At 50.8% G+C, this 24,810-nt stretch carries 22 protein-coding genes; 18 read left to right on the top strand and 4 right to left on the bottom strand.

Annotation, left to right across the window (positions count from 1 at the left end; translation table 11 throughout):
* Positions 1-192 precede the first annotated feature (192 nt).
* The 12 genes from IZU26_RS10930 (at position 193) to IZU26_RS10985 (ending at position 13,215) form a co-directional block, all read left to right on the top strand.
* Positions 193-804 carry a phosphoribosyltransferase gene (locus IZU26_RS10930; RefSeq protein ID WP_310823389.1) on the top strand — a complete coding sequence of 204 codons (612 nt, stop codon included), beginning with the start codon at positions 193-195 and terminating at the stop codon, positions 802-804.
* Positions 805-822: 18 nt separating this feature from the next.
* Positions 823-2,910: a chitobiase/beta-hexosaminidase C-terminal domain-containing protein gene (locus tag IZU26_RS10935; RefSeq protein WP_433279020.1), complete on the top strand. Its 2,088-nt coding sequence runs from the start codon at positions 823-825 to the stop codon at positions 2,908-2,910.
* Between the two features lie 38 nt (positions 2,911-2,948).
* Positions 2,949-3,560 (top strand): ribonuclease HII, encoded by a 612-nt coding sequence (locus IZU26_RS10940; protein ID WP_310823391.1) that lies wholly within the window; start codon positions 2,949-2,951, stop codon positions 3,558-3,560.
* 143 nt (positions 3,561-3,703) lie between these two features.
* Positions 3,704-4,327 (top strand): V-type ATP synthase subunit E, encoded by a 624-nt coding sequence (locus IZU26_RS10945; RefSeq protein ID WP_433279022.1) that lies wholly within the window; start codon positions 3,704-3,706, stop codon positions 4,325-4,327.
* Positions 4,324-4,860: a hypothetical protein gene (locus IZU26_RS10950; RefSeq protein WP_433279024.1), complete on the top strand. Its 537-nt coding sequence runs from the start codon at positions 4,324-4,326 to the stop codon at positions 4,858-4,860. The genes IZU26_RS10945 and IZU26_RS10950 overlap by 4 nt, the downstream gene beginning before the upstream one ends.
* Positions 4,857-6,626: a V-type ATP synthase subunit A gene (locus tag IZU26_RS10955; RefSeq protein ID WP_433279026.1), complete on the top strand. Its 1,770-nt coding sequence runs from the start codon at positions 4,857-4,859 to the stop codon at positions 6,624-6,626. Before IZU26_RS10950 ends, IZU26_RS10955 begins: the two co-directional genes overlap by 4 nt.
* Before the next feature lies 1 nt (position 6,627).
* Positions 6,628-7,926, top strand: a complete 1,299-nt coding sequence (locus IZU26_RS10960) for a V-type ATP synthase subunit B (RefSeq protein ID WP_310823384.1) — start codon at positions 6,628-6,630, stop codon at positions 7,924-7,926.
* A gap of 3 nt (positions 7,927-7,929) precedes the next feature.
* Positions 7,930-8,532, top strand: a complete 603-nt coding sequence (locus tag IZU26_RS10965) for a V-type ATP synthase subunit D (protein WP_433279028.1) — start codon at positions 7,930-7,932, stop codon at positions 8,530-8,532.
* On the top strand, positions 8,529-10,421 hold the full coding sequence (locus IZU26_RS10970; protein ID WP_433279030.1) for a V-type ATP synthase subunit I: 1,893 nt from the start codon (positions 8,529-8,531) through the stop codon (positions 10,419-10,421). Before IZU26_RS10965 ends, IZU26_RS10970 begins: the two co-directional genes overlap by 4 nt.
* 21 nt (positions 10,422-10,442) lie before the next feature.
* The gene (locus IZU26_RS10975) at positions 10,443-10,868 is read left to right on the top strand and encodes a V-type sodium ATPase K subunit (RefSeq protein ID WP_021331352.1); all 426 of its coding nucleotides are present in this window, start codon (positions 10,443-10,445) and stop codon (positions 10,866-10,868) included.
* Between the two features lie 21 nt (positions 10,869-10,889).
* The gene (gene ispG / locus IZU26_RS10980; protein WP_433279032.1) at positions 10,890-11,975 is read left to right on the top strand and encodes a flavodoxin-dependent (E)-4-hydroxy-3-methylbut-2-enyl-diphosphate synthase; all 1,086 of its coding nucleotides are present in this window, start codon (positions 10,890-10,892) and stop codon (positions 11,973-11,975) included.
* Positions 11,976-12,072: 97 nt separating this feature from the next.
* Positions 12,073-13,215 (top strand): hypothetical protein, encoded by a 1,143-nt coding sequence (locus IZU26_RS10985; RefSeq protein WP_433279034.1) that lies wholly within the window; start codon positions 12,073-12,075, stop codon positions 13,213-13,215.
* Positions 13,216-13,295: 80 nt separating this feature from the next.
* On the opposite strand, the gene IZU26_RS10990 is transcribed toward IZU26_RS10985, so the two are convergent.
* From IZU26_RS10990 to wbaP, 4 genes are read right to left on the bottom strand one after another with little or no spacing between them, the layout of a single operon-like run.
* Entirely contained in the window at positions 13,296-14,159 is an 864-nt protein-coding gene (locus IZU26_RS10990; RefSeq protein ID WP_021331369.1) for a methyl-accepting chemotaxis protein, read from the bottom strand.
* 16 nt (positions 14,160-14,175) lie between these two features.
* On the bottom strand, positions 14,176-14,946 hold the full coding sequence (locus tag IZU26_RS10995; protein ID WP_021331360.1) for an MBL fold metallo-hydrolase: 771 nt from the start codon (positions 14,944-14,946) through the stop codon (positions 14,176-14,178).
* 44 nt (positions 14,947-14,990) lie between these two features.
* The gene (locus IZU26_RS11000; protein WP_433279036.1) at positions 14,991-16,526 is read right to left on the bottom strand and encodes a hypothetical protein; all 1,536 of its coding nucleotides are present in this window, start codon (positions 16,524-16,526) and stop codon (positions 14,991-14,993) included.
* On the bottom strand, positions 16,526-17,956 hold the full coding sequence (gene wbaP / locus IZU26_RS11005) for an undecaprenyl-phosphate galactose phosphotransferase WbaP (RefSeq protein ID WP_433279038.1): 1,431 nt from the start codon (positions 17,954-17,956) through the stop codon (positions 16,526-16,528). Before wbaP ends, IZU26_RS11000 begins: the two co-directional genes overlap by 1 nt.
* Before the next feature lie 119 nt (positions 17,957-18,075).
* Between wbaP and IZU26_RS11010 the strand changes: the two genes are divergently transcribed.
* From IZU26_RS11010 to metG, 6 genes are all read left to right on the top strand, one after another.
* Positions 18,076-18,510, top strand: a complete 435-nt coding sequence (locus IZU26_RS11010; protein WP_433279040.1) for a hypothetical protein — start codon at positions 18,076-18,078, stop codon at positions 18,508-18,510.
* Between the two features lie 22 nt (positions 18,511-18,532).
* Positions 18,533-20,407 carry a flagellar hook-associated protein FlgK gene (gene flgK, locus IZU26_RS11015; RefSeq protein ID WP_433279042.1) on the top strand — a complete coding sequence of 625 codons (1,875 nt, stop codon included), beginning with the start codon at positions 18,533-18,535 and terminating at the stop codon, positions 20,405-20,407.
* 31 nt (positions 20,408-20,438) lie between these two features.
* Positions 20,439-21,683, top strand: a complete 1,245-nt coding sequence (locus tag IZU26_RS11020) for a flagellar hook-associated protein 3 (protein WP_021331415.1) — start codon at positions 20,439-20,441, stop codon at positions 21,681-21,683.
* Positions 21,684-21,689: 6 nt separating this feature from the next.
* Positions 21,690-22,133, top strand: coding sequence for a flagellar assembly protein FliW (fliW, locus tag IZU26_RS11025; protein WP_433279044.1), 444 nt, complete (start codon positions 21,690-21,692; stop codon positions 22,131-22,133).
* A 1-nt stretch (position 22,134) separates the two neighbouring features.
* A complete protein-coding gene (gene csrA / locus IZU26_RS11030) occupies positions 22,135-22,365 on the top strand; it encodes a carbon storage regulator CsrA (protein WP_021331414.1) in 231 nt (76 codons plus the stop codon).
* A gap of 126 nt (positions 22,366-22,491) precedes the next feature.
* Entirely contained in the window at positions 22,492-24,810 is a 2,319-nt protein-coding gene (gene metG / locus IZU26_RS11035; RefSeq protein ID WP_433279046.1) for a methionine--tRNA ligase, read from the top strand.

Consider the following 24,810-nt stretch of genomic DNA (forward strand, 5'->3'; position numbering starts at 1 on the left):
TTTTTTTTATTAACAAATGAATTCCACTCTCGTTTTGCATTTTTATGAATTATCGATGAAAATTAATAAGCCTATAGAGCAGTGCTGCATTCACTACCCGTGCACGGGTGCGAAGAGTTTTGCTCGAAAAACGCTTATCGTGTTGTGCATCCTGCCGATTACGATTATAATGACGCGAACGAGGTTATAGCGATGATAAAGGAATTCCTTCCGTTCGACGTTGTGCGAAACGGTGCGCTTAAAATAGCGCATAAAATGTACTCCGACGGATTTGTGCCGGATGTGATCTATTGTTCGCTGCGCGGAGGAGCGTATATGGCGAACGTTATCAGCGAATATTACAAACTTGTGCGCAAGGATTATCATCCCGTTTTGTACGCATCGGTCGTCGCCCGCTCGTATACCGACGTTCAACAGCACGAAAAAGTGTACGTCGACGGATGGACGTATGCGCCCGAATATCTTCGGCCCGGCGACAAGATCATGCTTGTCGACGATATCTTCGATTCCGGCCGTACGATCAATTCGCTTGTCGAAATATTTTTAAAGCATGGGGTTCCCCGCAGCAATATCAAAATCGTCGTGCACGATTATAAGCGCTTTACCTATCACAAAGAACAGCAGTCCATTCAGCCCGACTATTGGTGCAGGCTTTTGGAAATAACAAAACCGGAAGATGACCGGTGGATTCACTATTTAAGCCATGAACTCGTCGGGCTTTCAAAGGATGAACTCGAAGAGTATTATTTTAAAGACGATCCCGAACTGCGTCCCGTGCTTGAACCGATTTTGGGGAAAGTTTAACCCTTTAGGAAAATCGCGATGAAAAAATGCGTATGCTTTATCGTTCTGACGGCTTTGGTTTTTGCGGCCGTTTCGGCGGATGTAAAAATTATTAATCCCGTAAAGGGCGTATGGGCAAACAAACAGTCGCTCGTGCTCGAGCTTTCGGAAGGCGAAAGCGCGTATTATTCGCTCAACGGTTCCGATCCGCGCGAATCGGGTTTTGCCTACGACGGTCCGGTAGCTCTCGATGTTTCAGGCGATGTCGAAGTCCGTATCGCTTCCGTCGATGCAAGCGGCGTTTTCCGCGAATACCGCGTTTCGTATACCGTTGCGCCGGTTCCTTTTCCCGCATCTTACTCGATGAGCGCGGTCGGAGACGCTGTTGCAAGCGGCATCCTCGACTATACGGCGGGGGATGTGCTTTCGCTGCCTCCCGAACTCGATTACAGTCTCGGCGGCGTACCCGAATCGTTTCAGAAGGGGCGCGCGATTTCGTACGGCGCCGGCTGCATCCTCTCGCGATGTATTCCATGCGTTCTTACCGACGGTACGGGGAAGTGGCGTTTTATTATAAAAACAAAACCCGCTTTGTCCGGTTCGTTCGGTATGCGCGACGTTCCGTTTCAAATCACCGATTGGAATACCCTGTCGTTTACGAACGATGCGTTCATTTATCGGGTTGATAACGCCTATTGGACGAGCGGAAAAGAGCGCGTCGCGCTTGACAGAACGATATCGCACACGATTTCGTGGCAGAGCGTCGCGGTCGCTCCCGGAAATCCTATCAGCTTTTTTGTGCTTCCGCCGAAACCGGAGGTTGACGTCGAGCGGCGTGAAGACGGTTCCGAGACAATAGTAATGAGCGGCGGGGCAGGCTTCCGATTCGGTATCGAACCCGAAAAAGGGCAGGGGACGGTGCTTTTCGAAACGGCGGAACTCGATACGTTTTTCGGTGACGAAGTGTCGGGTGTCTTTACGGCGGGCGTCTATTACGACGGCGTCTATCAGGGGACGCTTTCCGTTCCGTACTCTATCGACCGGCGTTCTCCTTCGGTTCCTGTTTTCCTTTCATCGGCCGAGTCTTTTTATTCGAGAAGGGCGGTGAAGCTCTCGCTTACGGGAGACGGACAATCCGATCTTTTTATCGCCGTGAGCAATCCGGTGATGCTCTCAGGCACAATGACGAAAAAAGATGCGGCGTCCCTTATCGATGTCGTCGAGGCGGACGATTTTGTGCCGTTCACTTCTCCGCTTACGCTTGATTCGCCGTCCGAAGATGCCGTTTATTATAAAATCTGCGCGTATGCCGCAGATCGAAGCGGTAACAAAAGCGCGTATACCCTGTACGATGTCGTCGTCGATAAATACGATTATTATATCGATGCGTCGGCCGATAAAAACTGTGCCGACGGAACGCGGGACGATCCCTATGTCTCTCTTGCCGACTGCCTTGCCGCCGTCGGGGATAATCGATTCGCGAACATCACGATTTCGGGTACGCTTGCTGTATCCGAAGAGGAGACGGTGATCGCTTCAAACTGCGTTCTTCGCGGTGACGGTGACGCTCGCCTCGTCTTCGGTGTAGGTTCGTTTATTACCGTGCGGAGCGCAAGCCTTGCGCTCCTTAATCTCATTGTCAGGCGAGACGATACCGGCGTGAAAAGAAAAATTAATAATCCTCTCATACGCTTGGAACACTCGGTGCTCGTGTCGGAAGACTGTGAAATAGGGGCGTCCTTTGCGGAAAGCGGCAGCGTTATAAGCGCGGATACGTCGGTCGTTACGATAAACGGCTGCGGTATCACGTCTTCTGCGGAGCGCTATTCGTCGTGCATATCAGCAGTCGCTTCCAAACTGAAAATAATCGATTCGCGTATTTCGACGATCGCGCAGACTGCGGTCAATTTTTCCGTGCAGGACGGCGAATTCGAACTGCGCTCGTCTTCGTGCCGCGTTACCGGAAGTTACGGCAGAGCGGCCGAACTCTTCGGCGGAAAAAGCAAAATAACCGGAAATTCTCTCGCCGCCGATGTGCGTTATTCGGGAGCATCGCTCGATGCGGTTTACACCGATGCGAAAAATATTTCCCTCGAATACGGCGGCAATACCGAAAGCGGTTACTAAGCGATGCGCAAATGCCGGGTTTTGCAGGCTGTTCGATGATGCGGGCGACTTCCGCCAGAGAAGATGAGGCTTTTCTTTTGTGCGGGCTCGACGAAGCGGGAAGAGGACCGCTTGCAGGCCCCGTCGTTGCATCCGCAGTGATTTTGCCGGACGATTTTCCTCGGGCAATTTTAAACGATTCGAAAAAACTTTCCGTAAAAAAGCGGGAGCTCGCCGAAAAAATTATTAAAGAAAAAGCGTGCTGGGGTATCGGCATTGTCTCTCATACGGTTATCGACAAAATCAATATCCTTGAAGCGAGCCTGCTTGCGATGAAAAAAGCGTATGAAGCGCTTTCGGCGAAGTTTGACGGATGGCGGAAGGCTGCGGGAGTTTCGGCAAAAACGATATGCGCCGTCGCGGACGGAACGTTTTGCCCCGATATCGAATGCGAGTGCCGCTCCGAAGTGAAAGCGGATGCAAAATACGCTTCCGTCATGGCGGCGAGCATACTTGCAAAAACCTGTAGGGACACGATTATGATCGAAATGGATAAACTATATCCCGCCTACGGATATGCGCGGCACAAAGGTTATCCGACCGCAGAGCACAGGCGGATTTGCCGCGACATCGGCCCGTCTCCGATTCAGCGCCTGACCTTTCGGTATTAGGAAAAGGGTATTAAAGCCGGCCGCAATTGCCTTATAAAATAATTCGGCGATTGCGCTCTGACCGCAATGCGGGGCATTGTATTAAATTGCGTTTGGCGTTATGATTGTATTATCGTTTATTTTACCGAGACAGCGAGGGTTGTATGGATGTCCAGTTGCAGGAATTGATCGACAAAATAAAAAAAGACGGAGTGGCGAGCGCGGAAGCTTCTGCGGCCGAGATACTCGCCGACGCCGAAAAAAAAGCGCGAGCCGTCGTTTCCGATGCGGAGCAAAAAGCGGACGGCATCATCAAAAATGCGAAAGCCGAAACCGAGCGCATGGAAAAAGCGAGCGAAGACGCGATAGCGCAGGCGGGACGCAATATGATTTTATCGTTCCGCGATTCCCTTATCGCCGAGCTCGACAGAATTATTAAGACGGAAACGGCGAAAGCGTATTCGAAAGATCTGCTCGTAAATCTTATCCCCGAAACGGTAAAAGCGTGGACAAAGCACGCCGGCGCGGAAGAGCTTTCCGTTTTGCTTTCCGAAAAGGATTTGAAAGAACTCGAATCGGCTCTTACGTCCGCGCTCAAAGACGAAATCGCAAAGGGGCTCGTGCTCAAAAGCGATAAAACGCTCGCGGCCGGTTTTAGAATCGGAGTTAAAGACGGCAGGGCATTTTACGATTATTCTTCGGATTCCCTTGCCGAATTGTTCGCAGCCTACGTCAATCCGCGCACTGCAGCCATCTTAAAAGGCGCCGTTCAAGGGATAAACGAGTGAAGCAATATTATCTCGTTTCGCAGCTGCCCGACATTTCAAACGCCGAGCGATCGCTTGCGATAACGGAAACTTATTACCGCGATCTGTGTTCGCGCTTCCTTTCGAAAGCGGAAGTCGAAGTTTTAAACGCTCTTTCGCTCGTTCCGCCGCGAGAGCCGGAACCGACCGGTTCGAAATTTCTCGATGCGTGGTACGACAGGGAGCGGAGCCTCCGCTTTGCGCTTGCGCAAGTCCGCGCGCAAAAGATGAAGCGCGACGCACCGCAAGTGCCGCCGTCGTGTACGGCCGACATCATGCAGGCTGCCCGCACCGCAGTCGGTATGGACAGTCCTCTTTCTGCGGAAAAGTTTTTATACGAATACCGTACCGGAGTGCTCGACAACCTGCGTCCCTTGAATATCTTTTCCGTCGATGCCGTCTACGAGTACGGCATACGGCTTTTGCTCACTGCGCGCATGAAAAAATTCAATAAAGAAGCGGGTACTCTGGCATACCGCACTATGTACGATTCTATACTGGGAGAAACAATATGACGGGTACTAAAGCGAAAGTAGTCGGCGTCAACGGCAACATGGTTTCGATAGCCTTTGACGGCAACGTTTCGATGAACGAAGTCGGCTACGTAAACGTCGAAGGCAAACGGCTCAAAGGCGAAGTCATCCGTATACGCGGCGACGGCGCTCAAATGCAGATTTACGAAATGACGAACGGCATACGTTCGGGCGATACCGTCGAATTCGACGGCGACCTTTTGTGCGCCGAACTCGGTCCCGGTTTGCTCGGTCAAGTATACGACGGTTTGCAAAATCCGCTGCCGCTCGTCGCGGAGCAGGCGGGATTTTTCCTCGAGCGGGGCGTCTACGTCGCGCCTCTTTCCAAAGCGACGAAGTGGGATTTTACGCCGTCGGCAAAAGTCGGAGACGCCGTATACCGCGGAGATGCCGTCGGCTCGGTTCCCGAAGGCCCCTTTACGCATAAAATTCTCGTACCCTTCGATATGTACGGCTCTTATACCGTAAAGAAAATCGTACCTGCGGGATCGTACACGATTCAAGATGAAATCGCAGTCCTCGAAGACGAAAAGGGTGAATCGCATACGATTACTATGACGTTCAAGTGGCCGGTAAAACGCGCCGTCGACTGCTATGCCGAACGCCTTGCGCCGTCGGACGCGATGGTTACGAAGATACGTCTCATCGATACGTTTTTTCCCGTTGCGCTCGGCGGAACCTATTGCATACCCGGCCCCTTCGGCGCGGGTAAAACGGTTATCCAGCATACGACGAGCCGCAACGCCGAAGTCGATATCGTTATCATCGCAGCCTGCGGTGAGCGTGCGGGCGAAGTCGTCGAAACGATAAAAGATTTTCCGAAGCTCATCGATCCTCGCACCGGAGAATCGCTTATGAAGCGGACGATCATCATCTGTAATACGTCGTCCATGCCCGTCGCCTCTCGCGAAGCGTCCGTCTATACGAGCGTTACGCTTGCCGAATACTATCGCCAGATGGGTCTCAACGTGCTTTTGCTTGCCGATTCCACTTCTCGCTGGGCGCAGGCGCTGCGCGAAATGAGCGGCCGCCTCGAAGAGATTCCGGGCGAAGAAGCGTTTCCCGCCTATCTCGAATCCTATATCGCAGCCTTTTACGAACGCGCCGGTATCGTGCGCCTGCGCGACGGCAAAACGGGTTCGGTTACGATCGGCGGTACGGTTTCTCCCGCCGGCGGCAACTTCGACGAACCGGTTACGCAGGCGACGCTCAAAGTCGTCGGCGCTTTCCACGGACTTGCGCGCGAGCGGAGCGACGCCCGAAAATACCCCGCGATCGACCCGCTCAATTCGTGGTCGAAATACAAAAGCGTTATCCGCGAAGACCGGGTCGATTTCGCACGCGCTCTCTTCAGAAGCGGACAGGAAGTCAATCAGATGATGAAAGTCGTCGGCGAAGAGGGAACGACGACCGAAGATTATATCGAATATCTGAAAAGCGATTTTCTCGATTCGGTGTATTTTCAGCAAAACTCGTTCGACGAAGTCGACAATTCGGTCAGCGTCGAACGTCAAACCTATACGCTCGAAAAAGTGCTTCGCATACTCGGATCCGATTTCGATTTGAATTCGAAAGACGACGCGCGCTCGTATTTCAATTCTCTGCGCCAGCTCTTTATCGACTGGAACTATTCGACGTGGAAGGACGACTCGTTTACCGATATCGAAAAAAAGATCGACGAACTCTACGCGCAAAAAAACGGCAAACTGCAAAAAGAAGCGGCGGCGCTGCTCAAGGACGGTGAATGATATGAATAAAATATATTCGCGAATCGAATCGATCACCGGCAACGTCATCACGGTAAAAGCCGACAACGTCCGCTACGGAGAACTCGCGGAAATCGAAACGAGATTCGGAAAATCGCTTGCGGAAGTCAATAAAATCGACGGAGAAGTCGTGTCGCTGCAGGTTTTCGCCGGCGGCCGCGGCATTTCCACGGGCGATCACGTTAAATTTCTCGGTCACCGGATGGAAGTGAGTTTCAGTGAAAATCTGCTCGGCCGCATTTTCAACGGCTCCGCATCTCCCCGCGACGCGGGACCCGCTCTTACGGACAACCTCGTAACGATAGGCGGGCCTTCGGTCAATCCTTCCAAGCGCATTATGGCAAACCGCATGATCCGCACGGGTATCCCGATGATCGACATGTTCAATACGCTCGTCGTTTCGCAAAAGCTGCCGATATTCAGCATTTCGGGAGAACCGTACAACCAGCTGCTCGCGCGCATTGCGATGCAGGCGGAAGTCGACGTCATCGTGCTCGGCGGTATGGGCTTAAAGTACGACGATTACCTGTACTTTAAAAACACGCTCGAAAACGGCGGAGCGATGAGCCGCACCGTCATGTTTATTCACACGGCAGCCGACCCGACTGTCGAATGCATGAAAGTGCCCGATTTGAGCCTTGCCGTCGCCGAACAGTTTGCGCTGCAGGGCAAAGACGTGCTCGTCCTTTTGACCGATATGACGAACTTCGCCGACGCGATGAAAGAAATCGCTATCACGCAGGAACAGGTTCCGTCGAACCGCGGTTATCCCGGCGACTTGTACAGTCAGCTTGCTTCCCGCTACGAAAAAGCCGTCGACTTCGAAGGCGCGGGGTCGGTAACCGTCCTTGCCGTGACGACGATGCCCGGAGACGACGTAACGCATCCCGTGCCCGACAATACGGGCTATATCACCGAAGGGCAGTATTATCTCAAGGGCGGCCGCATCGAACCGTTCGGAAGTCTTTCGCGCTTAAAGCAAAACGTCAACGGAAAGACGAGGGACGATCATCGCGCTCTCATGGACGGCATGATACGCCTGTATTCCTCGTATAAAGATACGCTTGAAAAAAAATCGATGGGCTTTATGATGAGCGCATGGGACAACAAGCTTATCAAATACGGCAAAGAATTCGAAGACGAAATGATGGATCTGTCGAAAAACATATCGCTCGAAGACGCCCTCGATTCGGGCTGGAAGATTCTCGCCGACTGTTTCGACAAAGAGGAAACGGGTATAAAAACGGGACTGCTCGATAAGTATTGGCCGGAAAGGGATTGACGTATGGCGAAGATCAAGCTGACGAAAAACGAGCAAAAGATTCAAAAAGATGCGCTGAAAATGTATCAGCGCTATCTTCCGACGCTTACGCTCAAAAAGCAGCAGCTCCAAACCGAAATCCGCGCCATCGACATAAAAGCGCGTGAAGTGCGCGATGCGCGTAAAGCGCTCGAAAAGGAATTCGACGAATGGATCGCCGTGTTCGCCGATGCCGAATCCTTCGGACGCGATACGGTGCGTGTGAGCAATATACGAAAAGGTACGGGCAATATCGCGGGCGTGAAGATTCCGATTTACGAAGGTGCCGATTTTACGAGAGCCGAGTACGATCTCTACGAAACGCCCGTGTGGATCGATATGGCGGCCGACCGTATGGAAAGAGCGCTCGAACTCGATTTGGAAGCCGAAGTGCTCGACGAACAGGTGCGCCTCCTTTCGAAAGAGCTTCGCACGACGACGCAGCGCGTAAACCTTTTCGAAAAGGTGAAGATTCCCGAAGCGAAAGAAAATATCAGCAAGATATCCGTGTTCCTCGGCGATGAAAGAGTCGCCGCAGTCGTGCGCAGTAAGATATCGAAGCGGAAACTGGAGGCTGAAGCGAAATGATCGTAGCGATGAAAAAAGTTTCCGTCGTCATTCTCGAAAAAGAAAAAAAAGACGCGCTCGAAAAATTGCGTAAGCTCGGCGTCATGCACTTGGAAAGCCTTGAAGGTGAAAGCGAAAAGCTTTCCGCTTTGAAAGAAAGTTTTTCATGCGCGCAAAACGCATACGCGATCCTTTCCGAGATAAAAGCGCCGAAAACATCCCGCGCCGAAAACCTCGATGAAACCGGAGTCGCCGAAAAAAGCAAAACGGTTACATCTCTTTTCGACGAAAAAAAATCGCTCATCGATGCGCTCGGCGCCGACACCGTCGAACTCGAACGCTTTGCAAAGTGGGGCAGCGTCGATCCGGACGATTTCGCTTATCTTTCCGAAAAAGGAATAGCGCTTTCGATGTATGAAATGCCGGCCGATTTATACACTGCTTTGGACGATTCCATCGATACTGTGCTCGTCAATACCGGAAAGCGCGACGTACGATTTTTGCTTATCGGAAAAGAGCGGCCTGAAAATCTTCCGCCCGAAGCTTTTGAAGTGCCGCTTCCGAAAATCGCTACGGAAAAACTTTCCGAGCAAATCGAAGGCAATATAAAACGCATCCGTGAAATAGAAACCGAACTTTCGGCACAGGCGGTGTATGGCCGACAGATCGATTCGTATGCGAAAAAGCTCGCAAAAGAAATCGAATTCGAAAACGTGTATGCGGGTATGGGAAAAGAAAACGAAGGCAAAGAGAGCGATCTCGCATGGCTTTCAGGCTATGTTCCGTCCGACGGCTTTTCCGCTTTGGAAGAGGCGGCAAAACAAAACGGCTGGGCGATTTCTTCGAGCGAAGTCGAAGAGACCGACGATCCGCCGACAAAGCTTAAAAACAATCCGCTCGTAAGCATCATCTATCCGCTCACCGATTTTCTCGGCACCGTTCCGGGTTACCGCGAATTCGATATTTCCGGATGGTTTTTGTTTTTCTTTACGATCTTTTTCGGCATGATTTTCGGCGACGCGGGTTACGGACTCATTATGCTCGCTCTTGCGCTCGCCGTAACGGTCAAATCGAAGGCTGCAGGCAAAAAAACGAATCCGATGATGAGTCTCCTTGCGCTCCTTTCTTTTTCGACGGTCGTGTGGGGAACGCTTACGTGTACGTGGTTCGGCATTGCAGCCGACAAGCTTCCCTCGTGGCTCACTTCTCTTTCGATTCCGCCGATTTCTTCGGCATACGCTTCCCGCTACGACGGCGTGCAGAGTCTCCTTACGACCGATCAAAATCTGCAAGTGTTTTGCTTTACGCTCGCGCTCGTGCAGCTGACGGTCGCTCACATCAAGTGCTTTATAAACGATATACGCTCTCCGAAGTGCATAGGAGACTTGGGCTCCATGCTCATGCTGTGGGGTATGTTTTACATCGTGCTCATGCTCGTCATCAGCGGGGAAATCTTTTCGCTCGATAAAGTCGTGTACGGCGTTCCCGTCGGCAGCGTTTCTCTTGCGCTCGTCGGAGGCGGCTTTTTGATGAGCTTTGTGTTTTCGAATTACGACGGCAGCGTCGGAAGGGCGGTGCTCGAAAGCTGTAAAAACATCATTTCGGTAGTGCTCGGTGTCGTAAACGTGTTTTCGGATATCGTGTCGTATATCCGCCTGTGGGCGGTCGCTTTGGCCGGTAGCGCGATTTCGAGTACGGTCAACACGATGGCGGGCCCGCTTTTGGGACACGCGATTTTCTTTGTCGTCGCCCTCGTCCTGCTTGTAACGGGGCACGGACTCAACGTCGCATTGAACGTGCTTTCGGTTATCGTTCACGGAGTGCGTTTGAATACGCTTGAATTTTCGAGCCACCTCGGTATGTCGTGGTCGGGATATAAATATGAGCCGTTCAGAGAAGCGGCGTTATAGGAATAATAGACAGGAGTTGTTATGAATTTGGGAATGCTTGGTGCAGGTGTCGTGATGGGGCTCGCCGCTATCGGAAGCGCGTTCGGAATCGGTATCGCAGGTCAAGGCGCGATCGGTGCATGGAAACGCTGTTACGTAAACAATAAGCCCGCGCCTTTTATCCTCACCGTCTTTGCAGGCGCACCTCTGACGCAGACGATTTACGGATTTCTTTTGACGAGGAGCATCCTCGATTCGGGTCAAAATCCGCTGTTTTTACTCGGACTCGGCGTTGCCGCAGGACTCGCGATGGGCGCGTCTGCCGTCGCTCAGGGACAGGCGGGAGCAGCCGGTTCGGATGCGCTCGGGGAAACGGGCAAAGGCTTTGCGAGCTATATCATGGTCGTCGGTCTTTGCGAAACCGTCGCTCTCTTTGTCATGGCTTTCGGCATCGGTTTTTGTCGATAAGCGTTCTTTCAAAAAGCGTGCATGACGAAAAAAGTCTATCTCGGCGGAAACGGTAAAACGGAGCGCATTGCCGTCGGTGGCGGAGAACCCGTTTCGGTACAGACGATGTGGAAAAAATCCATCGTCGGTTTGGATGCCGATTCGGAAAAGCGAAAAGCGCTCGTAGAAGAAATACACGCACTCAAAGGGATAGGCTGCGATATCGTGCGTTTTGCCGTTCCCGATATGGAAAGCGCGCGCGCACTCTGCGCGATAGCCGCCGAATGCACGGTACCCCTCGTCGCCGATATTCACTTCGACTACCGGCTCGCCCTCGAATGTCTTCGCGGCAACGTCGCCGCGATCCGTATCAACCCCGGCAATATCGGTTTTCGTGAAAACGTCGAAAAGGTCGTCGCTTCGTGCCGCGAAAAAAACGCCGCGATCAGAATCGGCGTCAATACGGGAAGTTTTCCGAAAGACCTTGCGGCGAAAGTCGAGGCCGCTTCCATGTCGAGGGCGGAAGCGCTTTCCGAAACGGCATCGCGCGAAGCCGCCGTATTCGACGAACTCGGTTTTACGCAGTTTGTCGTCAGCATGAAAGCGTCTTCGGTAAGTGAAACGATCGAAGCGAACGAAGTATTTGCAAAAAAATACGATATACCCCTTCACATCGGAGTGACGGAAGCAGGTCCTCTCATCACCGGCATCGTAAAGAGCACGCTCGCTTTCGGCGCCCTGCTTTCAAAAGGCATCGGAGATACGATCCGCGTAAGCCTTTCCTCATCCCCCGAAAACGAAGTGATAGCCGGCCGCGAAATACTTGTAGAATGCGGAAAAAGAGAGGGCGGCGTAAAGCTCATTTCGTGTCCGAGGTGCGGGAGGATCGGATTCGACGTGCACGCCTTTGTCGAAAAGTGGCAAAGAGAACTTTTATCGCTCGATAAAAACATAAGCGTCGCTGTTATGGGCTGCGTTGTAAACGGTCCCGGTGAAGGAAAGCACGCGGATTTGGGGATAGCGGGGTCAGGCAATAAAGTCGTCATATTTAAAAAAGGAAAAATAGTGCGAACCGTCGACGCAAAAGATGCCGATAAAGTATTCAGAGAAGAATTGGACACGCTGTAAAACGTATCGGTTGTACCGACTGCGCGGTCGTTAAACGAAACACGCTGTTTCAGTGTTTCGTTTAACCGTTTTTCTCAATTCCATAACCGGTTGACCTATGAAAAAGATTGTAATTATTTTTTCCGTATTGCTCATGGCGTATTCGGCGCTCGGCGCGCAAGTGCGTCCTAAAAAACCGCGTGATCTTGCAGGCGATATAAAACTGCTTCGTCGCGCTCTCATTGAATTCGATAACGGAAACTACGGAGAAGCGCTCCGTCTTGCAAACGACGCGAAAACAGCCCGGCGCGAGATCGTCGCATGGGAAGCCGATACGCTTGCATATGCTTTAAAACCGCGCGAAGTGCAAAAGGCGAACGGCGTACTTTCCGACGTGCTCGCCGTTCTCAAAAAGCGTGAAGACTACGACGCCGTTGAAATCGTCGAGCGCTATATCGGGAAAAAAACGAGCGCGTTTTTTAATAATTCCGCGCCCGCCCTCGTCTCCTACGTTTCGACGCGTTTTTCTCTTCCCGAAGCCGATCGCCTTATCGGCCGTATTTACATTTTGGAAGGCGAATATGCGCTTTCAAAACAATACCTTATGAATGCGTGGAAGAACGCAGCCCTCCTCGATGTTCCCGACGAACGCTACGATATTTTGTACGAGCTTTCCGACATCGCGTTTATCGAAAAAGATTTTGACGACTACGAAAAAGATTTGCTGCTCATCGTAAAAAACGACAGTTTATTAAAAAATAAAGCGTTCGAAGACGCGTTCACGTTCATCGTGCAAAACGGGGAAGCGGGATCGATGGAAAAATTTTTTACGCTTTTTCGCTCCGAAGATTATACGGCGCTCGCATCTTATTTTAAACTCGCAGCGTACTACGAAGAGCGCGGTTTTTCCGATAAAGCGCTGAAAGCGTTCGCGCTCGGAACTCTTACCGCCTTTACGAAAATGTACAATACCGTAAAAGCGCGGGATCCCGAATTCGAATATCAAAATCTCAGTCTTCTTTTTACGGAAATTGCCCGATTTTCCGACATCGTCGATTGGGCGTCGTCTCAAGGTATTTGGAAAGCGTTTTCGGATTTTGCCGACTGCATGCGGAAAGCGGGAAACGAACGGTTTGCATTCGATCTCTATGCGGCGCTTGCAAACTCCGCCCCCGACGATTATTGGAAAAAGCGCTCGGCGCTAAAACTTGCAAAAGCTGCCGAGCAATACTCGATTACGACTGGGAAAAAGCAACCGTAAAAATTTATCGGCAGGGCGGATGCGTTTCGAAGATTTTTACCGGGAACCTCTGAAAATCCAACCGAGTTTTTAGAGATGCCCTACTGCTTTTGCCCCAAAAGCGTATCCAAAAAGGAATAGCTCGTCTGAATGACGTCGAGGATTGCATGGGTATCGTGCAGCGATCCGTTTACCTTTTCAAGCGAATCCAAACCGTCTTTCATCGCGCCGGCCTGTTCCTGTACCGCACCCGCGATTTCGCTGAGCGAATTGCCCGCTCGGTCGAGCGTCGATGCGTTTTGATTGAAATTATTTAAAACTTCGGTAAACGACTGTTGAAAGCGTGAAAAGAGTTCGATGAACAGCGTCATGTCTTTATTGATTTCATCGACCGTTTCGCGGAATTCGGAGAGTTTCGCTTCGATCTTTTTTGTAGCCTCTCCCGTCTGCGTCGCCAAAGTGCGTACTTCGTTTGCGATGATTCTAAATCCGCTTCCGACTTTTCCCGCACGAGCCGCTTCAATGGACGCATTGATCGCGAGGATGCCCGTTTTCACCGAAACGTCTTGAATACCTGCGAGCATGCCGGCGACATCGGATGTTTTTTCTTTGAGCAGTTCGAAATTTGAAGCGGCGTTTTTCGCATTCACCGACGCTTCTTCGATTTCGCTCACGCGCTCGTTTATTTCCGATTGCAGCTTTTTATTGTTGTTTAAAATATCGGACATCATCGTGTTGACTCGTCCGGTATTTGAAGACGATGCGGTACCACTTGCCTGAATTTCTTCAAAGGCAGCGACGATCGTATCAAAACCTTTTTGCAGCTGTACTACCGCCTCATCGATGATTTCAAAAGAATGCATCGTCACAAAGTCCAGCACTATGCTTTTATTAAAGCGCACGACCGTTTTATCGACGATGTCGGTAAAGTTTTGGATAATTTCGCTTTCTCTGTTTTCGCTCATTATACACCACCCTCAGTTAAAAAAGCGTATCGATAAGATCGATACCGCACTGCAGGTTACCGAGCCAATTCAAAAAATTGCCCACGTTTTCATCTTTGTAGATGGCCCCGTGCTGAGGAGCGAGCATAGCCGGATTTAAGAGGCGTACCTGTTCCACCCAGCGGCGGACGATTTTATTTGCCGCCATATAGCGTACGTGAAAATCTTTAATGAGCGGGATGTGTTCGTTGAAATCGCCGACATACACCGTTTCGTTCGTTTCGTCAAACACCGCGGCTCCTATGTCGCCGGTAAACAAAATACCCGAGCGTTCATCGAACAGGCCGAAGTGTCCGGGCGAATGCATAAAATGCGACGGAACGCAGTGCATGCGGGAATCGGGAGCAAGCATGATATCCATACCGCTGTCGGGAATGCCGATGATGCGGTTCGTATCGACGATGCCGAAGTGGGGCAAAAAACGTATCCACAGATTGGAAATATATACTTTTGCATGCGTAATGCCGAGCCACAGCGCAATGCCCGAAGATACGTCGGGATCCTGATGCGAAAAAAATATAGTATCGATTTTTTCGACCGATATAAAACGGCTGACGGCTGTTACAACGCGCGAAAACAGGTGTACCCCGCCCGGATCGAGCAAAACGCCTTTGCCGTGATCGATGATAAGGTACTGCATCGTCTGTACCGCACCCTTGCGGTATTTACTTTCGGAACCGAGCCAAATGAATTTGTGGTCGTCGTCTTCATACAAAACTATACCGTGTACTTCGTTGTCGTCAATCATATTTTACCTCCGATATTTGACGTACTGATAACAATGTTCAACTTTTAATAATGCAGTCCGATACCGATCGACAGTTCGTATTTCGATACGCCTCTTCTCCAGTCCGTATTGATAAAGCGTTTGAGGAAGTAACGCCCCGCATCGATTCCGAAACTCACGCGAAACTGTATGCTTTTCCAGCTTTCGGGAAAAACGATAACTTCCATACCGCCTGCATAAAAACCGTCTTTGACGGAAAAACTCGTACCGGTCGCTTTGTTGTTTACGAGCGCAAAATCGATAAAAGGCGAAACTTGCACTTCGAAATTGAGTTTACGCAACACTCTGTTTTTTTCAAAACGAGTGGAAAACACTCTGATGGGGAAGTCGATATTGACCGCGAGCGCACCGGATGTTTTGCACGCATAAACGTCGCCGTATCCCGACGCTGAACTGAAATACTGTTTGTCGCGGATACCGCGCAGTCGGGGGCCGATGTTTTCCGTACCGTTCATCATCAGAAAAAAATACAGATCGCTTGCGATACCGATCCGCTTAAATCCTTTAAATCCTTTGAATTCGACGGAAAATTTCGGCTGTAGTTTTTCGTTCTGCACGATATAGGTAAACGACTGCGTCGTCGAAACGGATAAGCCGGTACGCAGATTGTTTTTCCAGTCGATGCGGGAAGTACCGATCGTCTGTCCGAGCGCGAGACGAGGACCTACGAGATCTTCGTTCGAATCGCTGATGCCGTCGAAATCCCAATAATAGATGGCGCTTACATAAGGCGTATAATCTACCGTACCCCAATTTTCGATCCGCTGCAGCACGATCGGAAGCGATACGATACCTTTTTCTGTAAAGTAGATATCATCGTCATATTTTTTGTAGTCGAAGTTCCGTGTAAATCCTTGAGCGAATGAAAAGTCGAGCGATGTTCTGTACCCGAAAGGTACTGAAAAATCGATTCCCGTCGACGTATCCCATTCGGGAGAAACGTGTCCGATCGTATAGGATATGCCGTAGCTGTTTGTCCACGTTGCATTGAGTTTGGCAAGTTTGAAGGGGATGTCGAATGAAAGATTGACGCCCATCGCGATGCCCATGTCGTCGACGATGTGTTTCATTTCGGTATCGTCTTCATCGCGTTCGAGCGAAAAATTGATATCGGCCGACATATCTTTCATCGTTCCGAAAAAGTTCGTATCTTTTAATTTCAACTTCAGCGTAAGGCCGCTGTTCGAGTCGTATTTCGGATAGGGCATGCCGATAAAGTGAAAGGAGTCGTCGAGGCGTACCGTCAAATCCGCGATATATAAATCGGTTTGTTCGTCGAAAAGGCGCGTCGAATACTCGACGGAAACTTCGTCAAAGAGTCGCGTATTCAAAAGCCGCTGGCGATAGTCGTCGATGTATTTTGCAAACGATATTTCATCGGGAAAAATAATCGTTTTATCGATTTTTACTTCGCGCTCGACGCTTGTTTCTTTTGTCATACCGTCAATGATATAGCGTACGGAATTGATTCGGTATGACGAAGGAAATACCGAAAGGAGCAGTGCAACCGACACCGCCAAAGCGATACAATACTTTTTCATTAGTACGCACCTTTTCTTTTAAAGACAACCCACACGGTTTTGATGATGAGCCATATATCGAGCCACACCGACCAGTTTTGAATATAGTAGGTGTCGAGTGTAATGCGCTCTTCGTATTCCGTATCGCTTCTGCCCGATGTTTGCCACATACCCGAAAGTCCGGGCATTACCGAAAGGATATAATCGGCTTGAGAACCGTACTTGACAAGTTCTCCCTTAGTGACGGGACGCGGGCCGATAAAACTCATTTCACCCGCAAGGATATTCCAAAACTGCGGCAGCTCGTCGATGCTCGTCTTTCTGATAAATTTTCCGAAAGGCGTAACGCGCGGATCGTCGACGAATTTTCGCTCGCGCTCCCATTGTTTTCGCATATCGGGATTTTGAGCGAGGATGGCCTCGAGCTTTTTATCGGCGTCTTTGCACATGGAACGGAATTTCCAGCATTTGAGCGGTTTGCCGTTTTTGCCGACTCTCGGATGTCCGTAAAAAACGGGACCCGGAGAGGTGATTTTGATGATGATCGCAACGACGATGCACAGAGGCAGCACAAGCGGAAACGAAATGACGAGGAGGGCGATGTCGATAGCGCGCTTTGCAAATCGGTTCGTTTTTTTTGTAAGGTTGTGCGTCGATGCAAAACCGACGATGCCGCCGATATCTTTTATCTGCGGAGAGCCCGATATCGATCTGTTTTGGTGCTTTGAAACCGTGATCGTATAGCGGTATGCCTGCATGATGTCCGATACGTCGGTTTCATCGTAATCGCACAGGATCGCCGCTTTTATTTTGAGCGCGCGGATCGTGTCGAGCAGTTCTTTGCTCGGAGGAAAGACGGGTATGCTGCCGTACGTATTGCTTGCAATGGCGCCGCTGTTTATGATGACGGCGGGCTTATAGCCTAAGTCGGAACGTTCGAGCATCCGGTTGATGACCGCGTCTCCGCTTGAACCGGTACAGTAGATGACAGCCGGCAGTCCCCACCAGTGATAGGTACCGAACGCAAAACGCGCGATTTGCCGTACGATCGGTAAAAAAATCGTCGCGATCGGAACGGCGAGCATGAGCGCAAGTGCGACGGCAATGCGTTCGTTGTCGACGTCGACGAAAATGCTGATCGCGATGCCGATAAAGCTGAAAAACGTACAGATGCTGAAGCGTTTTACCTCTTCGACGGGGGAGATCATAATGCCCGGATAGAGACCCGCCGCATAAAAAACGACGAGTATGAGCGGCAAATAAACGCTGTAGGTCACAAACGATCGAAAATTGATAAACGAATTGTTGATCGCGTTGATGATAAAAAAACTTGTACCGATGCTGAGCATGAGAGCGACGGCATCGACAAACATTAAAACAAGCCCTACGAGAAACGAGCTGGTACGGTGAAAATTTTGTTTGTAATAGCGAAGAAATTCATCGATTATCATAGAGATTTTCCGTTTATTCTATAATAAAAATGTAACGATGTCAAATCGATATCGTTCAAAATAATTTTCGTAAAGTCGTCCTTTTTCCGTACCGATAATCAACATGAGGTAATCTGTATATGGCGGACATAAGCGAAATGGAACGGCTGCTTTTGCGTGAAAACGAAATTCTCGATCGTATGCTTGAACGGCAATCGGCGCTGCGTGCGGCGGTACTGCAAAAAAAATGGGACGGCGTGCTCGAATCGATCTCCGCGATCACGAAGCTTACCGAAGCTTTCGAAGAAACCGAAAAGGCGAGAAACGCGCTTTCGGCTGCCCGGAGCGACGAAGCGAAAAAGGCATCGTTGCCGCTTTTGACGCAAGTGCGCGGAAAGCTCGTCAAATCGAAGACGGCAAACAAAACGCTCGGCAATTACATAGCGGTTGCGAGGGATTTTATTCAAAGTGTGCTCGACGAAGCCTTTCCTCAAAGCGGGGCGACGGTGTATTCGAAGGCGGGAAAGATCATGAGAGCAAAGCCGTCGAGCGTCGTCGTCAATACGCTGTATTAATAAGTATTTTGTGAGGTGATATATGGGTTCGACATTTTCTGGAATAGAGCTCGGTAAGCGCAGCATTATGGCGCATACGACGGCGATCACGACCGCCGGTCACAATATTTCGAATGCGAATACGGAAGGCTATTCGCGCCAGCGCGTCGCGTTTAAGGAATTCGATCCGCTGTATCTTCCGGAACTCGAACGCCCCGAAGAGCCGGGCATGATCGGTCAAGGCGTTATCGCGTCCAGCATACGGCGGATCCGCGACGAACTGCTCGACCGGCGCATCGTCGAACAGGCGAATCAGGAAGCGTATTGGGATACGCGCAGCAAATACTATACGATGCTCGAACAGATTTACAACGAACCCGACGACGTTTCGATTCGCAGCACTATGGATAAATTCTGGGAAGCGTGGCAGGAGCTGTCGATTCATCCGGAAAACATCGCATCCCGTCAGGCGATCGTCACGCGCGGCATTTCGCTTACCGATACGATAAACCAGCGCTACGAAAGTTTGCAGGGAGTGAACACGCTCATAAACGGCGATATCGACGCGACGGTAAAGCAGATCAACAATTATGCCGAACAGATTGCCGCTCTCAACGGAGAGATCGTGCGCTCGCGCGGTATGGGAGACAATCCGAACGATTTGCTCGACCAGCGGGATCTCCTCGTCGATAAGCTTTCCGAGCTTGTCAATTGTACGGCGAGCGACCGCGACAAAGACGAATTCATGGTACACGTCGACGGGCGCGTACTCGTTCAGGGCGGCATTCCGCGCAGCTTCGACCTCCGTACGGTTATCGACAATAACGGAAATCCCCGTCTCATCTGGGGCGATACGAAAAACGATGCTGTCGTAAAAGGCGGTAGACTCGGCGCACTTATCGAACTGCGCGACGTCGATATCAGAAGCGAAATGCAGTCGCTCAACACGATGACGATGAACTTTTCCGATTTGGTAAACGACGTGCACCGTAACGCAACCGGCATGAACGGTACGACGGGTCTCGACTTTTTTACGTCTCATCCCTTTGTCGAAAACGTGCGCGGTAATTACGATTACGATGCGGACGGGCGGATGGACAGATCCTATATTTTCCGCTTTACCGGACGGCATACATTGAACTCGCAGGAGCAAATAGGACTTGCCGGTACGATGACCTTTTCCGCGCCCGAAGGTACGGTCGAAGTCGCATACAACGCTACCGATACGGTTGCCGATGTCATCGACCGGATCAACGATTCGAACGGAGAAGTAAAAGCCTATCTCGACAGAAACAACAATCTCGTGCTGAAAGCGACGACGGCTCTTTCGCAATCGAATCCCGATTTTGTCATACGGCACGTCGAAGACAGCGGAATGTTTTTGACCGGCTATGCGGGCATTTTGCGCGAAAGCGGAGAAGAAGGCGCATACGATTATCTCCGTGCGGACGCGGTCGACGGTCTTGCCGACGGCGCCCAATTTGCGGTGACGCCGCAGGTAAATCCGTCTGCGTATATCGCGGTAAATCCGCTCATCAGAGGAGACGTCAAAAGCGTCGCTGCGGGCTTTGCCGATACGCGCGGCGCTCTCGCGTCGGGCGACGGTCGGGCTGCGATCGAAATCGCTTCGATCAGAAATACGCAGGTGATGATCGGACACAAGCGTACTTTCGACGATTATTTTGCCGACAGCGTGACGAACGTCGGTTTGAAAGGAGAGCAGGCGGCAACTCAAACGGCAAATCAAAATAAAATCATGGGAGATTTGCGCACGCTGAGGGAGTCCGTCAGCGGCGTAAACATAGACGAAGAGCTTGCGGATATTATTAAATTTCAACACGGCTACAATGCCGCCGCTTCGTTTATCAGTACGTGGGACAATCTCGTCGATACGATTATAAACAGAATCAGAGCATAAAATCGGGTGAAGCCGAATACGGAGGTGCGATATGCGCAGGGTGAGTTCACAGATGAATAATATGGATGTGCAGTCGAATCTGCGGCTGCAGGAATCCCGTCTCAATAAAATCAATAATCAAATCGGCAGCCAGCGCCGTATTCAGGAACTGCGCGACGATCCGATCGCTGCGGGGCACTTGGTGCGCTATCAGTCCTATGCGGCGCGCATCGAAAACTTCGAAAAAAACGCTAAAACGCTTTCCGAGCTTTTTATGCAGCGTGAAGGCTATATGACGAATTCGCTCGACGTGATGCACCGCGTGAGAGAACTCGCCGTTACCGGTGCGAACGGCATCTACACGGGCGACGATATGAAAAACATGGCGGCGGAAGTCGACGAACTTTTAAAAGAGCTCGTGCAAAATGCGAACGCGATCGGCGAAGACGGAAACTCGCTCTTTGCCGGTACCGAAACGAAAGTGAGAGCGTTCGACGTCGAAATGGGAAACGTCGCAGGTTCGGGCGTGCCGCTTATCGAAGGCGTGCGCTATAACGGAAACATTTCGGAAACGCAGGTCGAAATCGACGAGCATAAATATTTGACGACGGACAACGCGGGCGTGCGCACTTTTTGGGCGGAGCCGCAGCAGATTTTTGGCGCAAGAGACGCGACCGGCTGGAGAGCGGGGGAAGATTCGGTTATCGCCGTAGACGGTGCGGAAATCAAAATCAACGCAGGCGACAACGTGTATTCGCTTATTGCAAAGATAAACGACAGCGAAGCTGCGGTAAAGGCGACGCTCGATCCCGTAACTCGCGCTTTGAACTTTACCGCAACGGACGCGCGGCAGCTGTGGCTCGAAGACGTTTCGGGTTCCGCACTCGCCGATCTCGGCATTATCAAAGACGCAAGTCAAAAGCCGCCGTACAATCTCGCAGCCGGAGTGCGCGCTTCCGGCGGTTCCATGTTCGATGCGGTTATCTCTCTCCGCAATGCGCTTTTGGCAGGCGACCACGAAGCGATCGGAGGCCGCGTGCTCGGTTCGATCGATCAGGGACTTAACAATTTGACCACAAGAATCGCAAAGTCGGGTTCCGAATACGAGCGGGCGGAGCTCAACGTAAAGCGCAATTCGGGAACCGCGCTCAACGTAACGCAGCGCATCTCAAGCGAGGGCGATCTCGATTTGACGAAAGCCGCATCCGATATGAAGATGATGGATTTTACGCATCAGGCGACGCTGAGCACGGCCGCGCGTTTGTATTCGAGTACGCTGCTCGATTATTTGAGGTAAGCTTCGATGGACGTTAAGACAAAGGCGATGGGCGTAAAGAACGTCGAAGAAAATCACATCGTTACCTTTCCCGAAGGGCTTTTCGGTTTTGAAGATTATAAAAAATACGCGACGATAGAATCGGAATGGGCGCCGCTCATCTGGCTGCAGTCCCTCGACGACGAGCGCCTTGCGTTTTTGCTCATCGATCCGTTTTTGATTTGCGACGATTACGAAGCGGACATCGACGACGAAAGTTTAAAAAAAATCGATGTGCGCTCTCCCGAAGACCTTATCGTTATGGCGGTCGTCACCGTTCCGTCCGACGGGAGCGCCGTTACCGCAAATCTGCAGGGGCCGATCGTTATCAACAAAAAAAACAACCTGTGCGTGCAGGTGATTTTAAGCGACGTCCGCTGGACGACAAAACACGCGATACTCGACGCGCTAAAAAAACGCGGAGGAAAGTGACATGCTCATCCTTTCGCGTAAAGTCGACGAACAGATTAAAATCGGCGACAATATAACGATTACGATCATTGAAGTCCGCGGCGATCAAGTCAAAGTCGGAATCGAAGCGCCGAAAAGCGTCAAAGTGTTCCGCGAAGAAGTGTTCAAAGCGATTCAAAAAGAAAACAAAGCGGCTTCTTCTCCCGACACAGGTGCGCTTGCATCGATATCGGAACTTTTGAAAGGGCGGTAAGGCATTTGGAACGCTATCTGAAAACCGCAGTTTTTAGATGGCGTTCGCATCTTTAACGGCGAGAACGCTTTACAACGCTTTATGCCCAATGTACAAAATCCTCCGTTCCGGCTATAATAAAAACTTATGAACAGAAAACTCATCACATCGGCGCTTCCGTACGTCAATAACGTTCCTCACCTCGGAAATCTCATTCAAATGCTTTCAGCCGACGTCTTTGCACGCTTTTGCAGAAGCAGGGGCTACGATACGCTGTACATCTGCGGCACCGACGAATACGGCACGGCGACCGAGACGAAAGCGCTCGAAGAGGGCAAAACGCCGCGCGAACTCTGCGATCACTATTATAAACTGCACACGGAAATATACGATTGGTTTCACATCGCTTTCGACAAATTCGGGCGCACGTCGAACGAAGAGATCAAAGACGTTACGCAGGAAATTTTTAACAATCTCGATGCGAACGGCTTTATCAAAGAGCACGTGACAAAGCAGCTCTTTTGTCCGCACTGCAATATGTTTTTGGCCGACCGTTATGTGCGCGGCACCTGTCCCAAATGCGGGAGCGAAGACGCGAGAGGCGATCAGTGCGAAACCTGCGGCAGCCTCCTCGATCCGACCGATTTGGTACAAGCGAAATGCGCTACCTGCGGCTCTTCCCCCGAAGTGCGGGAGACGAAGCACTTGTACATCGATTTGCCTGCGATTGAGGGGCGTCTTGAAGCGTGGATGGAAAAGGCGAGCATCGAAGGAAAGTGGAGCGCAAACGCGATTCAAATGACAAAGGCGTGGATAAGAGACGGCTTAAACGAGCGTGCGATTACGCGCGATTTGAAATGGGGCATACCCGTGCCGAAAGAAGGCTACGAAGACAAAGTCTTTTACGTGTGGTTCGACGCGCCGATCGGCTATATTTCGATAACGCTCCAGCTCGCAAACGAACTCGCTGCGGCGGGAAAAAAATCCTTCGACTATAAAAGCTGGTGGCTTCCATCAGAATCCGATGAAAGTGCGGGTAAAGCTCCCGTCGAGCTTTTTCAATTTATCGGCAAAGACAATATCCCCTTTCACACGGTCGTCTTTCCGTCGAGTCTGCTCGGCAGCGGACGCGCTTGGACAAAGCTCTTTCACATGAGTTCGACCGAATTTTTAAATTATGAAGACGGGAAATTTTCGAAGTCGAAGGGTGTCGGCGTATTCGGAACGGACGCAAAGGAAAGCGGCATTCCCGCGGATGCGTGGCGGTTTTACATCTTTTACAATCGTCCGGAAAAATCCGACTATCAATTTACATGGAAGGATTTTCAGGAAAAATACAATGCGGAACTTATCGGAAATCTCGGCAATCTCGTAAACCGCACGCTGCTGTTCGTCAACAAATACTACGGCGGCAAAATCCCCGACGCTCCTGAAGACGAAGCGCTGTGGGCGGAAGTAAAAGCGCGGGAGCGGAGAATTACCGAACTGCTCGAATGGGCGAATCTCAAAGACGCGTTCCGCGAAATCTTTGCGATAAGCGATATCGGAAACAAAGCCTTCCAAGCGGCCGAGCCGTGGAAAACGCGCAACACCGATCCTGAAAAAGCGGCAAAGCTCATACACAATCTGTGCTATGTCATAAAAGATTTGATGATATTGACGGCACCCTATCTCCCGCAGTATGCGCAAAAAGTCGCTTCGTTTTTCGGCAAAACGATTACCGAAAAGCGTATCGGAGCGGACGATCCGGAAGGTGCGCTTAGGTGGAGCGATCTCGGAAAAACGGAGGGTCTTTCGGAGATAGGAGCGACGAGCGTATACTTTACGCCGATGGACGATAAGACGATGAAAGCTTTTAAAGAGCGTTTTTCGGGCAATCAAAAATCGCGCGAAGAAGGGACGCTCGGAAAGCCGAATGCGCAAAAAGCAAAGGCTGAAAAAAAAGAGCCTGCCCTCGCAGCCGATATGTGCGCACATTTTAATAAATTCGTTTCGCTCAAAGTCGCAAAAATCGTTTCCGTCGAACGCAATCCCGAATCGGATAAGCTCTATATAGAACACCTCGATGACGGAAGCGGTACGGAGCGCATCATTCAAAGCGGGCTCGTGCCGTATTTAAAAGAAGACGAACTGCTCGGAAAGCACATCATCCTCGTCGATAACCTCGCTCCTCGGAAAATGCGCGGAATTGAAAGCCGCGGTATGCTTCTTGCGGCGGATTACACCGATGAAGCGGGCAAAGAATGCGTCGAACTCGTAACGGCTCCGTGGGCGGCTCCCGGTACTCCCGTCGTGCTTGAAGGAGAAGATCCTTCGGCACAAAAAGAAAAAGAGATAAGCGCGGACGTGTTTTTTCAAATCGAAATAAAAGTGCATGACCGAGAAGTCGTCATTCAGGATAAAAAACTCACGGCGGACGGAAAAGCGCTTACGACGGAAAAAACCGTAAACGGCGGAGTAGCATAA

Source organism: Treponema sp. SP13 (genome assembly GCF_050938355.1).
Taxonomy (GTDB): Bacteria; Spirochaetota; Spirochaetia; order Treponematales; family Treponemataceae; genus Treponema_D; species Treponema_D socranskii.